Source organism: Actinoplanes sichuanensis (genome assembly GCF_033097365.1).
In the GTDB taxonomy this organism is placed as follows: Bacteria; Actinomycetota; Actinomycetes; order Mycobacteriales; family Micromonosporaceae; genus Actinoplanes; species Actinoplanes sichuanensis.
Genome location: NZ_AP028461.1, coordinates 8,031,026 through 8,044,989 on the forward strand (window position 1 = coordinate 8,031,026; position 13,964 = coordinate 8,044,989).

General features: G+C 70.3%; 12 protein-coding genes and 1 tRNA gene. 3 read left to right on the forward strand and 10 right to left on the reverse strand.

Annotation, left to right across the window (positions count from 1 at the left end; translation table 11 throughout):
- Positions 1–16: 16 nt before the first annotated feature.
- From Q0Z83_RS36770 to Q0Z83_RS36790, 5 genes are read right to left on the reverse strand one after another with little or no spacing between them, the layout of a single operon-like run.
- A complete protein-coding gene (locus Q0Z83_RS36770; RefSeq protein ID WP_378078667.1) occupies positions 17–1,111 on the reverse strand; it encodes a bifunctional RNase H/acid phosphatase in 1,095 nt (364 codons plus the stop codon).
- Positions 1,112–1,113: 2 nt separating this feature from the next.
- A complete protein-coding gene (locus tag Q0Z83_RS36775; protein WP_317787888.1) occupies positions 1,114–1,848 on the reverse strand; it encodes a zinc ribbon domain-containing protein in 735 nt (244 codons plus the stop codon).
- On the reverse strand, positions 1,845–2,693 hold the full coding sequence (locus Q0Z83_RS36780) for a Nif3-like dinuclear metal center hexameric protein (protein WP_378078642.1): 849 nt from the start codon (positions 2,691–2,693) through the stop codon (positions 1,845–1,847). Before Q0Z83_RS36780 ends, Q0Z83_RS36775 begins: the two co-directional genes overlap by 4 nt.
- Before the next feature lie 10 nt (positions 2,694–2,703).
- On the reverse strand, positions 2,704–3,288 hold the full coding sequence (locus Q0Z83_RS36785; RefSeq protein ID WP_317787889.1) for a flavoprotein: 585 nt from the start codon (positions 3,286–3,288) through the stop codon (positions 2,704–2,706).
- A 16-nt stretch (positions 3,289–3,304) separates the two neighbouring features.
- A complete protein-coding gene (locus Q0Z83_RS36790; RefSeq protein ID WP_317787891.1) occupies positions 3,305–4,531 on the reverse strand; it encodes a helix-turn-helix domain-containing protein in 1,227 nt (408 codons plus the stop codon).
- 225 nt (positions 4,532–4,756) lie between these two features.
- Between Q0Z83_RS36790 and Q0Z83_RS36795 the strand changes: the two genes are divergently transcribed.
- Positions 4,757–5,389: a bifunctional DNA primase/polymerase gene (locus Q0Z83_RS36795; protein ID WP_317787893.1), complete on the forward strand. Its 633-nt coding sequence runs from the start codon at positions 4,757–4,759 to the stop codon at positions 5,387–5,389.
- Positions 5,390–5,663: 274 nt separating this feature from the next.
- Here Q0Z83_RS36795 and Q0Z83_RS36800 read toward each other — a convergent pair whose 3' ends face one another.
- The 5 genes from Q0Z83_RS36800 to Q0Z83_RS36820 form a co-directional block, all read right to left on the reverse strand.
- Positions 5,664–6,509, reverse strand: coding sequence for a hypothetical protein (locus tag Q0Z83_RS36800; protein WP_317787894.1), 846 nt, complete (start codon positions 6,507–6,509; stop codon positions 5,664–5,666).
- Positions 6,510–6,969: 460 nt separating this feature from the next.
- A tRNA-Val gene (locus tag Q0Z83_RS36805) sits at positions 6,970–7,041 on the reverse strand.
- A gap of 73 nt (positions 7,042–7,114) precedes the next feature.
- Complete coding sequence (locus tag Q0Z83_RS36810; protein WP_317787895.1) at positions 7,115–7,579, reverse strand: peroxiredoxin; 465 nt, start codon at positions 7,577–7,579, stop codon at positions 7,115–7,117.
- A gap of 72 nt (positions 7,580–7,651) precedes the next feature.
- Positions 7,652–8,083: a DUF3052 domain-containing protein gene (locus Q0Z83_RS36815; RefSeq protein WP_317787897.1), complete on the reverse strand. Its 432-nt coding sequence runs from the start codon at positions 8,081–8,083 to the stop codon at positions 7,652–7,654.
- A 114-nt stretch (positions 8,084–8,197) separates the two neighbouring features.
- Complete coding sequence (locus tag Q0Z83_RS36820; RefSeq protein ID WP_317787898.1) at positions 8,198–10,462, reverse strand: transketolase C-terminal domain-containing protein; 2,265 nt, start codon at positions 10,460–10,462, stop codon at positions 8,198–8,200.
- A 187-nt stretch (positions 10,463–10,649) separates the two neighbouring features.
- Between Q0Z83_RS36820 and Q0Z83_RS36825 the strand changes: the two genes are divergently transcribed.
- Positions 10,650–11,054, forward strand: coding sequence for a YjbQ family protein (locus tag Q0Z83_RS36825; RefSeq protein ID WP_317787900.1), 405 nt, complete (start codon positions 10,650–10,652; stop codon positions 11,052–11,054).
- Between the two features lie 169 nt (positions 11,055–11,223).
- The gene (gene aceE / locus Q0Z83_RS36830) at positions 11,224–13,962 is read left to right on the forward strand and encodes a pyruvate dehydrogenase (acetyl-transferring), homodimeric type (RefSeq protein ID WP_317787901.1); all 2,739 of its coding nucleotides are present in this window, start codon (positions 11,224–11,226) and stop codon (positions 13,960–13,962) included.
- The last annotated feature ends 2 nt before the right edge of the window (positions 13,963–13,964 follow it).

Below are 13,964 nucleotides of genomic sequence, written 5' to 3' on the forward strand. Positions count from 1 at the left end.
GAGGGTCAATATCTGGTTATCGGAGGTGGGCCGTCTCGTTGACCGATCTGACCGCGATGTTCCCATCCGGCCACACGTCCATCGTCGACACACCCGCCGCGTCCAGGAAGAGCCGGTGCAGGAAGGCGTCACCGGCCGCCAGCGCGTCACGCAGGATCAGCTTGATCGGCGACACATGAGAGACGAGGACCACGACCTTGCCGGGGTACGCGCTGAGCACGGTCGCCAGAGCCCCCCGCACTCGTTTCGCCACCGCCTGGAACGACTCTCCGCCCGGCGGGGCGACACTCGTCGACGCCAGCCACGCGGCCATCTCGTCCGGCCACCGTTCCTGCACCTCGGCGAAGGTCTTGGCCTCCCACTGGCCGAAGTCACACTCGATCAGGTCGTCCATGATGGTCACCGGCAGTCCGCCCGCCTCATCGGCGATCAGCTGCGCGGTCCTCGTACACCGGGAAAGGGGTGAGGAGAGGACCGCCGCGATGTCGCGGGAGATGCCGGCCACCCGGCCCGCCGCGGCCATCGCCTGCGCCTCGCCCTCGTCGGTCAGCGGCACGTCGCCCCGCCCGGAGTAACGCCCCTGCGAGGTCAGCGGCGTCTCGCCGTGCCGGACCAGGATGATCCGGGTGGCGTCGGTCAGCGACGCGGGCGGCGCCCACGACTTCGGCTTCTCCGCGGGCGTCTCGGCAGCTGACCGGGCCGATGTCTCGGTGACACCGTCCATCGCCCGGTTCGCCAGCGCGTCGGCGGCCTTGTTGCGCTCCCGCGGGATCCACTCGAACGTCACCCCGGCGAACTTGCCGACCAGGGCGGCCGCCTCGGCGGCGAGCGGGCGCAGACCCGCGTTCTTGATCTGCCAGCGGCCGGACATCTGCTCGATGACCAGCTTCGAGTCCATCTTCACGGCGACCCGCTCGGCGTTCAGCTCGGCCGCCGCCCGCAGGCCCGCGATCAGACCGGAATACTCGGCCACGTTGTTGGTGGCCACCCCGAGCGAGTCGAACCGCTCGGCCAGGACCTCGCCGGAGTCGGCGTCCCGGACCACGGCACCGTAACCGGCCGGGCCGGGGTTGCCCCGCGACCCGCCGTCCGCCTCGATGACCACGCGCAGGGTCACAGGCCCGACTCCGCGGTACGCACCATGATCCGGCGACACTCCTCGCAGCGGACCACGTCGTCCTTCGGGGCCGTCTTCACCCGGTTCAGGTCGGCGCCGTACAGCTCGATCCGGCAGGCGCCGCAGCGACCCGCGTAGAACAGCGCCGCGCCCATGCCGGTCTCCGAGCGGATCTTCTCGTAGAGCGTGACCAGGTCGTCCGGCAGGTCACCGGCGAGCGGGCCCCGGGCCTGGGTCTTGAACTCCAGCTCCTTGGCGATCTCGGCGAGCGCCTCGTCGCGGCGGCGCTCGGCGTCGGTACGCCGCCCGACCGCGGCCGAGAGCCGGCCCTGCACCTCGGTCAACGTCGCCGCCGCCGTCTCGTTCTGCTCCATCAACTCCAGCTCGGAGTCCTCGAGCTCGGACTGCCGCCGGTTCAGCGTGGCCAGCTCGTGCTGCAGACCCTCGACCTCCCGCAGCGAACCACCCGCGTCCAGACGCTTCTGGTCCTTCTCCTTGCGCTGCCGGACCTGGTCGATGTCCTTCTCCAGCCGGGCGATGTCCCGCTCCAGGTCGTCGACGACCACCTGGGCACGGACCCGTTCGTCCTCGAGCGCGGAGATCTCCCGCGCGGCCGCGTCGATCTCGGCCAGCTCGGGCAGCGACTTACGCCGGTGCGCGAGCTGCGCGAGGGTGGTGTCGACGGCCTGCAGATCGAGCAGACGGCGCTGGGCTTCCGGGGCGGCCTTCACGGGCGGATCTCCAAATCATCATGATTCGCATGGACGGTCCAGGGGTCGGTGTCCAGATCGGACACCAGGACCTCGACGGGGAACACCTCGCGCAGCCAGGCCGCCACGTCGTCGAGCCAGGGACGCTCGCTCGCCCAGTGCGCGACGTCGAGCAGGGCGGGGCCACCCGAGGCGAGATGCTCGCTCACCGGGTGATGCCGCAGATCAGCACAGAGGTACGCGTCGGCGCCCGACCGGGCGGCGACGGACAGGAACGAGTCACCGGCGCCACCGCAGACCGCAACGGTACGAATCAGGGCATCCGGGTCACCCGCGGCGCGCACGCCGGCCGCGGTCACGGGAAGACGCTGCGCGGTGAGACGGGCGAGCGCGGCCAGCGTCAGCGGCTCCGGCAGCTCCCCGATCCGACCGGTCCCGCGGCCCGCACCGGCGGCCGCACCCTCGGCCGGCACCAGCGGGCGCAGCCCGGACAGGCCGAGCCGGGCGGCCAGCGCGTCGGACACCCCGGGGTTGGCCACGTCGGCGTTGGTGTGCGCGGTGTAGAGCGCCACCCCGGCCCGGATCAGCCGGTGCACGAGGGCGCCCTTGAACGTGTCGGGCGCGATCGACGACACCGGTTTCAGGAACAGGGGGTGGTGCGCCACGATCAGGTCGGCGCCCAGCTCGATCGCCTGGTCGACGGTCTCCGGGACGCAGTCGACCACGCACAGGACACGGGTGACCGGGTGCTCGAACTCGCCGAGCACCAGTCCGACCCGGTCCCACGACTCCGCCCAGCTCCGCGGGAAACGCGCATCAAGGGCATCCACCACGGCATGGACGGTCAAGTCGGTCACGAGGGCCAACCCTATACCGCTAGGAAAGCGCCCCCGGCTCGACTCGGCTGCCCGCCGCGATCGGGTTGCTGACCGCCTGCAGGGCCCGCCGCCAGGGGAACTGGCCGCGGAATCGATCGGTCTGCCCCGGACCGCCGAGACGGCACACGTCCTCGCCGTAGAGCACGTGCACACCCCAGTCCCGCAGCTTCGCGAGACTCTCGTGCAGCGACGGGTGCAGGGCCATGACCTTGTTGGTGTAGGGCACCACCGCGGTGGGGACGCCGTAGCCGTACCCCTCCACGAGGAGCCCGAGCACCAGCGTGTCGGTGATGCCGGCGGCCCACTTGTTGACCGTGTTGACGGTGGCCGGCGCGACGATCATCGCGTCGGCCGCCGGCAGCACGTCCGGGTCGCCGGGACTCTTGTAGTCGGAACGGACCGGATGCCCGGTCTGCGCCTGCAAGGCCGCCACGTCGACGAACTTGCGGCCGTCCGGGGTGGTGACCACGCAGACGTCCCAGCCATCACTCTGGGCGAGGCTGACCAGGATCCCGACGTCGCGGGCCATCGGTGAGCCGCACACCAGCACGTACAGCACACCGGGTGAGGGGTTACCCGTCATCACTCGCGGACCCACCTCATACACCGACTCCCATCTGTTCGGCCAGCTCCGCGATCGGAGCCGGCGGCGTGCCCCGGGTACGCCGGAGCACGTCGGAAAGGACCTCGTGGGCGAGCGGCCGGCACCGGATCTCGGACGGGGCGAGGCGATCGCCCTCCAGCAGCATCTCGCCCGCCTTCTCGACGTCGCCGATCTGCGTGTAGCCACGTGCGATGTCGAGGTAGTGGTGCGCCCGGCGTTCCGGCAGCATCGCCTGGAAGCCGGCCTTGTCCATGCCCTCGTGCGTCTCCACGGCCAGCCGCCCGTCGCCGAGCTCGACCGCCGTCGCGCAGCGGTGCAGCTGCACGTTCGTCGGTCCGAAGCTGGTCCAGTAGTGGTTGAAGTCGCCACCCAGCTCCAGCGACGCCTGGTCGGCACCGCAGAGCAGGTCCCGGACGGTCGCACTGTCGCCGATCCGTGCCGCCGCCATGGCCCCGTTGAGCAGCAGCATCCCGTAGACCGAGAGCTGATCCGGCCGAGGCCGGTCCGGGCCCGGCGCCAGCCGGTTGGCGATGTTGACGTTCACTTCCAGCGACGGGCGGACCCGGCCGAGTGCGAGCAGCGCACTGCCGACCCGGTAGCTGGCCAGCCCGGCCAGCAACTGGTCGCCGGCTCGCTGGGAGACCGCGATCGAACGGTCCGCGGCGAGCCAGGACAGCTCGTGCTCGCCGACCTTGCGAAGTGCCGACGAGGCGATCTGGTAGACCTGCCCGAGCAGGTGCGCCGCGGTGGGCGCCTCGTCGCTGTTGGCATGGGCGCTGTCCGCCGCCTGGGCGTCACGGAGCAGCTTGGGCAGTGCACGCGCCAGCGCGCCGTACTTGGCGTGCTGATAGGTGAGCCACGCGTGGCTGACCGCTTTGCGCATCTCGGTGAGCGGTGGCGAATGTGGCACCGCCTGGAAGAACGCACTCATCTGGTCATAACGCTCCAGAGCCGCCCGAATCTCCTCGACCTCCACCTGGTCGATGCAGTTCTGCGTCTCCGGTTTGCGCTCCACCTCTTTACCCAGCAGCAGCTGGACGTCGACCTGGAGCACGTCGGCGATGTCATAGACAACGGAGAATTTATCGAGTCGGCGGACCCCGCGCTCCACCTTGTCGACCCAGCTCTTCGATTTGCCCAGCCGGTCCGCGAACACCTGCTGGGACATCTTGCGTCGGCCCCGCCAATAGGCGACGCGGCGGCCGATCGGCAGCTCGTCCACGGTGCCTCCCCCACTCAACCGGCGGTACCTCCGCCGGTGAGCCATCCGGTGTCAGTCGCAGTGTGGACCTCGCACGTGCGCGCAGATCGCACAGCGTGTGTGATCGCCTGCTCACCGATGCTCGTAGTTTTTCATGCAAGTTGCAAAGGGTGGATCTGCCGGACCCAACGACGTCCGTCGTCGTAGGGATACGGCCTAGCCACTCGAATCCGGGGGTATCGAGCTATGCAGTGGACCAGCCGTCAGCCGTTCGTCCCACCGTCAATCCTCGACAGAGCCCTCCTGCGCCGGGCCGCTTTGCGGTATGCGGCGCACGGCTGGTCGGTGACACCCGGCGCGTACCTCACCGGTCATCGTTTCGACTGCGGCCGCCCCGACTGCGACATCACCGGTTGCCACCCGGCCCTCGACTCGTGGGCGGCGTCCACCGGCGACGATCCGGCCCGCATCGCGGCGTGGTGGCGACGGCGCCCGTACACCGTCCTACTCACCACGGGGAACACCTTCGACGCGCTGGAGGTGCCCGCGTCGCTCGGCGCGCACGGCCCGACGTCCGGGCCGGTCGCGGTGACCGCCGACGGGCGATGGATGTTCCTGGTACGGCCCGGCAGTCCACTTCGGCCGGAACTCGAACACCGCCTGGACGTGATCCGGCACGGCGCCGGCTCATGGATCCCCGCGCCGCCGAGCCGCCTGCCCGAAGGCCCGGTCCGCTGGGAGATCCCGCCGGGCCGCGTCCAGTGGCGGCTCCCGTCCTCGGACGAGGTGCAGGAGCGCCTGGCCGCGACGGTCGCCGGATCGAGCCGGCCGGTGGGGCCGGCCCTGGTCCCCCGGCAGTTGTCCCGGCGGGCGGCCTGAACCCTTGGACACCTGTCATGAGTCAAGGTTGCCGCACGGCGCCCCTCGATCACATCACCCCTCCGGGGGAAATGCGTGAGTGAATCTTCACGGCCGCCGATTCGTGTGTCCCGGTCTCATGTGCCCGGTGTTACGCGGCGTTTGTCGCCCGCCTTCGTCCGCCGCGCTTGTCGCCCGCATTTGCCACGCGCGTTCGTCAAGCGCGTTTGTTACGCGCGTTCGTCAAGCGCGTTTGTTACGCGCGTTCGTCAAGCGCATTCGTTACGCGCGTTCGTTACGCGCGGGCCAGGTCGCGGTAGGCGTCGATCACCGCTTCGGTGCGGCCGGCCAGGTCGGGCCCGCTCTCCACGGTGGCCGGAACCCCGGCGACGCGGGCGAGCGTCCGCTCGGCATGCCGGGCCGTGGCGGCGACCTGCCGCTCCCGGATGAAGCTCTCACCGGCCCGGGCCGCCGCGTCGATGCTGCCGAGAATCCGGTTGGCGGCGTCCCCGGCCTCCCGCCAGACCTCGTCGGCACGGGCCCGCTGCAGTTCGGCGGCGATCCGGGCCGGGCTGTCGGCCGGAATGTCGGCATCCCAGACGTCGGCCAACTCCGCACGCAGCCGCCGCAACTCCTGCCGCCGCCCGAGAACCTCGGCCAGCTCACCGAGCGCACGAGTCAACGATCGATCCGCGAGACCCGAATCGATCATCCCGTCGAGCGCCGGCCAGGTCCGCCGAACCCGCTGCGACGCGTCCAGAGCACCCGCGAACGCGGCCCGCTCCGGCACCGACCAGAGAACCCGTGACTCCTCATCCCGGGGCACCGCGAACGCGGCCTCCTGAGCAGCCTTGGCCTGCCGCCGCCAGACCGCTCCGACGAGGGCGGCACTACCACCGACGGCGAGCCACCAGCTGAATCCGGACGCCGCGAGCACCGCCGAAACGAACAGCAGCGGCAACGCGAGGCGGGCGACGAAGGTGACCCGCTCCTCCCGGCTGCGCCCGCTGGGCGCCCGGGGAACGAAGACATTGAGCGATCCGGCCCGCTCCCGGCAGGCGACCCCACTACGGACCTTCAGCGGGTACGGGGAGACGACCACTTTCTCGAAGTCGATCCCGGCGTGCAGTTCCGTACCCACGTCGGCCTCCGCAAGAGTCGCCCATCCATCCGGGCGGGCCCGAACCGCCGAGGGGAAACCGGCCGGGACCCGCCCACCGCGATACCCGCGGACCCCCTACGAATCGACCCCACGCACACCCACATGAGCCCGTTCCCGTTGCACCCCGGTTGCCTCTCCGCACTCGAATGGTTCCCTTGCCGGAAAGCAAGCTGCAGACAGGACGTACACACCTGGCGGCACCAGGATTTACGGCCGCAGCGAAGCGCAACCCCGCCGACACATCCGAAAGCCGGTCGGCCGCCCCGGCCGGCACCCGAGTCTGAGGGCCGGGTCGACCAGGAGCTCAGCGCCAAACCCGCACCTACTCGGGCCGGTAGCCGCCCAGGCACTCAACAGCCGCAGGCACGGCGACCGTCAACGTCGCCACAAGACGCCGACCCGCCGATCTTGCCAACGGCATCGGTGCTGGTCATCAGGGTGGGCGCGGTAGGTTTCGAACCTACGACCCCTCGCTTGTAAGGCGAGTGCTCTCCCACTGAGCTACGCGCCCGGCACGGCATGCGGCCGGAGTCGTCATCGTACCCTGCCGCTGATCGAGGTCGGAGAGTGGCGAGGCAAGGGCCTCAGGCCGTCAGGGTGGACAGGGCGGAACGCCACGCCTTCTGGTCTCGGGCCTCGCCCGGGCCGTTCATCTCGGACCAGATGACGGTGCCCTCCCGGTCGATCAGGAACGTGCCCCGGTTGGCGTAGCCGCGCTCCGGGTCGAAGACCCCGTAGGCCGAGGCCACCCCGCCGTGCGGCCAGAAGTCGGCCAGCAGCGGGAAGTCGAAGCCCTCCTGCTCGGCCCACACCTTGTGGCTGTAGACCGAGTCCACGCTCACCGTCAGAACCTGGAGACGGTCGCTCGTGTACTCCGGCAGCTTCTCCTGGATCTCGGTCAGTTCGCCGTGGCAGCGGCGGCTGAACGCCAAGGGGTAGAAGACCAGTAGGACCGCCTTGCGACCACGGAAGTCGCTCAGGCGTACCTCCTGGTTGTTCTGGTCCTTGAGCAGGAAATCCGGGGCCGGAGCGCCCACCTCGATCGGCATCTCCCCAGACTAGGGCAAACACCTATGGGTCGGCGCCCTAGGGGCGCCGACCTGGAGCGGGAGGGCAGTGAGTTACTTCTTCTTGGCGCCCCGGGGGGTGACCAGGCGGGCGCCGGTCCAGTCCTTGCCGGCGTTCACCGTCGACGTCTGCTGGAGGCCCGCTGTCGGGGCCGACTCGCTGACCTCGCTGGGCTCGACGTGCCCGTCACGGCCCGCCTTGGGGGTCAGCAGCCACACCACGCCGTTGTCGGCGAGGGGGCCGAGGGCATCGGTGAGGATCTCGAAGAGGTCACCGTCGCCGTCGCGGTACCACAACAGCACCGCGTCGACGACCTCGTCGGTGTCTTCGTCGACCATGTCACCGACGCGTTCGGTCAGGGCGTCACGGAGATCCTCGTCGACATCGTCGTCGTATCCCATCTCCATGACCACCATGTTCGGCTCCAGGCCGAACCGGTCCGCCAGGCTACGTACGCCGTCGGCCTGACCCGCGGTCGCGCTCACTGTCCAAATCCTCCTAGCCGTCAAGAAAAATGCCGTCAAAGTTGCACCGGAACCTGGGGGTAGTCCACACATTCCGGGGCCGGTGCGCAAGTGGCGCACCGAGTGTGTGGCAATTTACCGTGCCAGCAGCGCGTGGGCACCCTGTGTGATGGCATCCTCTCCCACGAGGACCTGTTGGGCGGCCGGACCGAGCGGAACCGGCACATCGGCGGCGGCGACGCGGCGTACGGATCCCACGAACGAGCCGTCGACGAGCGCCGCGAGGACGCCCTCGCCGACGCCGCCGGAGCGTCGGGTCTCGTCGACGATCAGCACCCGGCCGGTGACCGTCGCCTCTCTGACCAGGTCAGCGGTCGGCAGCGGGTTGAGCCAGCGCAGGTCGACGACCCGCGAGCCGTACCCGTCGGCGGCCAGCTGGGCGGCGACACGCAGCGCCATCCGGACGCCGTTGCCGTACGTCACGATGGTCAGATCCTGGGCGGTGCCGAGACCGTAGGTGCGGGCCCGGCCGATCGGAACGTGCCCGTCGGCCCATCCGCCGGGGGCCGGATACGGCGCCAGCCATTCGTTGTCGCCTTGCTGATAGAGGTCCCTCGTCTGGTAGACGGCCACCGGTTCGAGGAAGACGCTGACCGTCCCGTCGACTTCGGCGGCGGCCAGGCACGAGCGGAGCATCGGCGCGGCGTCGGCGGCCCGGGCGGGCACCGCGACGACGAGGCCGGGGATGTCGCGGAGCGCGGCCACGGTGTTGTCGTTGGCCAGGTGGCCGCCGACCCCGAACGGCTGGGCCAGCCCGGGCACCCGCAGCACGAGCGGGTTGCGGTAGGCGCCGGCCGAGAGGTACGCCATGGTGGCCGCCTCGGCCCGTAGTTGCTCGGCCGCGCCGTGCAGCCCGGCGAGACAGTCCAGCTCGGGGACCGGGATCAGCCCGGCGAGTCCGGCACCGGCGGCCAGCCCGATGATCGTGGTGGGGTCGGGCGGGCTGTCGAAGACCCGTTCCGGGTCGCGGGCGGCGAGGCCCGTGGTGACGCCGTGCCGCCCGCCACGGGTGGTGGCCGGGCCGAACACCAGCAGCCCCGGATCGGCCGCCAGCGCGTCGGTGAGGGCCGCGGTGATGGTCTGTGCGAGGTTCATCGGCCCGGCGTCCTCGGGGAGCCGTCCGTCGAAGGCACGCTGCCGGGTGGGCGCTCCGGCGCCGAGGGCCCGGCCGGCGGCCTCGGCGACGGCGTGGGCGACACGCAGCGGGCGGCGGGCGGCCAGGGTCGCGACGACCTCGCCGGCGGAGGCGAGTTTCGGTTCACCGAGCACCTCCTCGGCGGCTTTGCGGACCTGCCAGCCGATCTCGTCGTAGCGGGTGATCACCTCGTCCGGCCCGTACAGCCCGGATTCGACGAGCAGCCGGGCGGTACTGATCAGGGGGTCCCGGTCGAGGGCGTCGCCGGGTTCCGGATCGCCGGGACGGCCGAGCAGCAGGACGGTCGAGAGATGCAGGACCGCGGGGCGGCGTTCGGTGCGGACGAAGGCGACGGCCTCGGCCGCCGCGTCGTAGACGGCGGCTAGGTCACAACCATCGGCGTACGTGTACCGCACACCGGGCCGGCCACGGAGCGAGGCGCCGGTCCACCCGTCCGGGCCGGCCTCGCCCGGGGTGTCGTCCTCGCAGATCAGCAGGAGCGGCACCGGCTGCCCGGCCAGCTCGAGCCGGCCGGCCGCGTGCAGGGCGGCGGTGGCCCCGGCGCCCGCGGCCCCGCCGGCACCGAAGGAGGCGGCCACGACGGCGTCCTCCGGCCAGGCGAGACCGGAGGCGGAGAGACCGGGCGAGGAGGTGGCCCGGCTCAGGGAGTGGGCCAGACCGACCGCGCGGGGCAGGTGCCCGCCGGGTGCGGAGAGGGCCGGGATCAGGTGCAGGGCCGGGTTGCCGAAGATCTTGTCCCGACCGCCGGTGAGCGGGTCACGGACCGAGGCGACGACTCCGCGCAGCACGTCACGGGCGGCTTCTTCGAGGCGGCGGGTGGAGTCCGGACCGGCCGGACCGGAGTGGGCGGCCGCCCGTACGCAATAGAAGGCCGCCGAACGGTGATGCAGGAGTGCCGGGTCGTCGCCGCGCAAGGCCGCGGCGACCGCGGCGTTGCCCTCGTGCCCGGACGACCCGCCGGTGTGGAAGCCCTCGTTGAAGCTGCGCAGCCAGCGCGCGGCGAGGTCGAGGTGGCGGCTGGTCAGCTGGGCGTCGAAGAGCTCCCGGGCTTCGGCGCCGGTGAGGCCGGCGCCGTCGCGGACCGGGTCGCCGGGGGCACGCCCGGACTCCGGTGGTCGCAGGGCCGAGACCGCATCGCGGAACCGCTCGTCGAGGCTTTGCGGAGTGGTCACGCAATTCAGCATTCCCGACCGCGGCCGGTGATGCCACTGCGAGAACGATCGATCTGGCGAACACGGGACGTCACCCGGTGGTGTACTCAACGACATGATCTTGTGGTGGGCCGTCGCGCGGCTGGCGCAGTGCGTGTGTTGGCTGGCCGCCGTCACGTCCGCGTTCCTGCTGCTCGATCTGTACACATAGGCTCGGCCGATGCGCAGCGAACTGATCACCGTGCGGACCGGCGGGTCGCCGGCCGTCGTGGACATCACCCGTGAGGCGGCGAGCTTCGTCCAGTCCGAGAGGGACGGCCTGCTGCACGTGTTCGTGCCGCACGCGACGGCCGGGGTGGCGATCATCGAGACCGGGGCGGGTTCGGACGACGACCTGCTGACCGCGATCGACGATCTGCTGCCGACCGAGGACAAGTGGCAGCACCGGCACGGCTCCCGGGGCCACGGTCGTGATCACGTCCTTCCGGCGTGGATCGCCCCGTACGCCACGTTGCCGGTGATCAACGGCCAGATCGCGTTGGGCACATGGCAGTCGGTATGCCTCGTGGACACCAACGGCGACAACCCGATCCGGCAGGTGCGGTTCTCCTTCCTGGCCGGGTAGTCCGGCAGGCGGTCCACAAAGTTACTGGTCAGTACATGTGTCGAGCGTCGCTGAGACGCCCGGTAGACGTGACGACGCACACCGTAAGGGGGCAGGATGGAGACCTATTCCGCGCGATTCGCCACCAAGGGTCGCCCGGACTCCGACACTCACACCTAGAGGATTGCCTGTGGCCACGGAGCGCAAGCGCCCGGTGATCAGCGATGGCCTGCCGAGCCAGCTTCCCGACATCGACCCGGAAGAGACCAACGAATGGGTCGAGTCGCTCAACGGAGTCATCGACGAACGCGGCGCGAAAAGAGCCCGTTATGTGATGTTGCGCCTGCTGGAGCGGGCCCGGGAGCGACAGGTCGGCGTGCCGCCGTTGACGTCCACGGACTACATCAACACCATCCCGCCGGAGCGTGAGCCCTGGTTCCCGGGTGACGAGTTCGTCGAGCGGCGGATCCGGGCCTACATCAGGTGGAACGCGGCGATGCTGGTGCACCGCGCGCAGCGGCCGGAGATCGGCGTGGGCGGGCACATCTCGACGTATGCGTCGAGCGCCAGCCTCTACGAGGTGGGCATGAACCACTTCTTCCGGGGCAAGGACCACCCGGGTGGCGGCGACCACATCTTCTACCAGGGGCACGCCTCCCCCGGCATGTACGCGCGGGCCTACCTGGAGGGTCGTCTCACCACCCACCAGCTCGACGGCTTCCGGCAGGAGCTGTCGCACCCCGGTGGCGGCCTCCCGTCGTACCCGCATCCGCGTCTGATGCCGGACTTCTGGGAGTTCCCGACGGTCAGCATGGGCCTCGGCCCGCTGAACGCGATCTACCAGGCGCGGTACAACCGCTACCTGCACAACCGCGGGATCAAGGACACCAGCCGGCAGAACGTGTGGGCGTTCCTCGGCGACGGCGAGATGGACGAGGTCGAGTCGCTCGGCGCGATCGGCCTGGCCGCCCGCGAGGAGCTGGACAACCTCACCTTCGTGGTCAACTGCAACCTGCAGCGTCTCGACGGCCCGGTCCGGGGCAACGGCAAGGTCATCCAGGAGCTGGAGGCGTTCTTCCGCGGCGCCGGGTGGAACGTGATCAAGGTCGTCTGGGGCCGCGAGTGGGACTCGCTGCTCGCCGCCGACACCGACGGCGCGCTGGTCAACCTGATGAACAAGACGCCCGACGGTGACTACCAGACCTACAAGGGCGAGTCCGGGCTGTACGTGCGGGAGCACTTCTTCGGCCGCGACCCCCGGACCCGCAAGCTCGTCGAGGGCATGACCGACGACGAGATCTGGAACCTCAAGCGCGGCGGGCACGACTACCGCAAGCTGTACGCGGCGTACAAGGCGGCCACCGAGCACACCGGCCAGCCGACCGTGATCCTGGCCAAGACGGTCAAGGGCTGGACGCTCGGGTCGCACTTCGAGGCCCGTAACGCCACGCACCAGATGAAGAAGCTGACCCTGGACGACCTGAAGGGCTTCCGGGACCGGCTGTACCTCGACATCAGCGACAAGCAGCTCGAGGAGAACCCGTACCTCCCGCCGTACTACCACCCCGGCGAGAAGTCCGACGAGTACCAGTACATGGTCGAGCGGCGCCGCGAGCTGGGCGGGTCCATCCCGACCCGGCGGACCAAGGCGAAGTCCCTGGCCATCCCGGACTCGAAGGCGTTCAGCGGCCTCAAGGGCGGCAGCGGCAAGCAGAAGATCGCCACCACGATGGCGTTCGTCCGGCTGCTCAAGGACCTCATGCGGGACAAGGAGTTCGGGGCCCGCTGGGTGCCGATCATCCCGGACGAGGCCCGGACCTTCGGCATGGACTCGCTCTTCCCGACCAAGAAGATCTACTCGCCGCACGGCCAGACCTACACCTCGGTGGACCGGGAGCTGTTCCTGTCCTACAAGGAGTCGACGGACGGCCAGATCCTGCACGAGGGCATCAACGAGGCGGGTTCCACGGCGAGCTTCATCGCGGCCGGTACGTCGTACGCGACGCACGACGAGCCGATGATCCCGCTGTACATCTTCTACTCGATGTTCGGGTTCCAGCGCACCGCCGACGAGCTGTGGGCGGCCGCCGACCAGATGACGCGGGGCTTCCTGCTCGGCGCCACCGCCGGCCGGACCACGCTCAACGGTGAGGGCCTGCAGCACGAGGACGGGCACTCGCTGCTGATCGCGGCGACGAACCCGGCGGTGGTGTCCTACGACCCGGCCTTCGGGTACGAGATCGCGCACATCATCGAGAACGGCCTGCACCGCATGTACGGCGAGAAGCAGGAGAACATCTTCTACTACCTCACCATCTACAACGAGCCGGCGATCCAGCCCGCCGAGCCGGCCGGCCTGGACACCGAGGGCCTGCTCAAGGGCATCTACCGGTTCAACGAGAGCCCGCAGAAGGACGGTCCGAAGGCGCAGCTGCTGGCCTCCGGCACCGGCATGCGGTGGGCGCTCAAGGCGCAGGAGCTGCTCGCCCAGGACTGGGGGGTCAGCGCCGACGTCTGGTCGGTCACCTCGTGGACCGAGCTGCGCCGCGACGCGATCGAGGCGGAGGAGCACAACCTGCTCCACCCGAGCGACGCGCCGCGCAAGCCGTACATCCAGCAGAAGCTGGAGGCCACCGAGGGCCCGTCGGTCGCGGTCAGCGACTGGATGCGGGCCGTACCGGACCTGATCAGCCGGTGGGTGCCGAACGGCTACACCTCGCTGGGCACCGACGGCTTCGGCATGAGCGACACCCGGCACGCACTGCGCCGCCACTTCCATGTGGACGGCGAGTCGGTGACCGTGGCGACGCTGCGTGAGCTGGCACTGCGGGGCCAGATTCCGGCGCACGTGCCGGCCGAGGCGGCCAAGAAGTACGCGATCGACGACGTCAACGCCGCGCCTGTCGGCGAGACCGGCGGCGACTCGTAGGT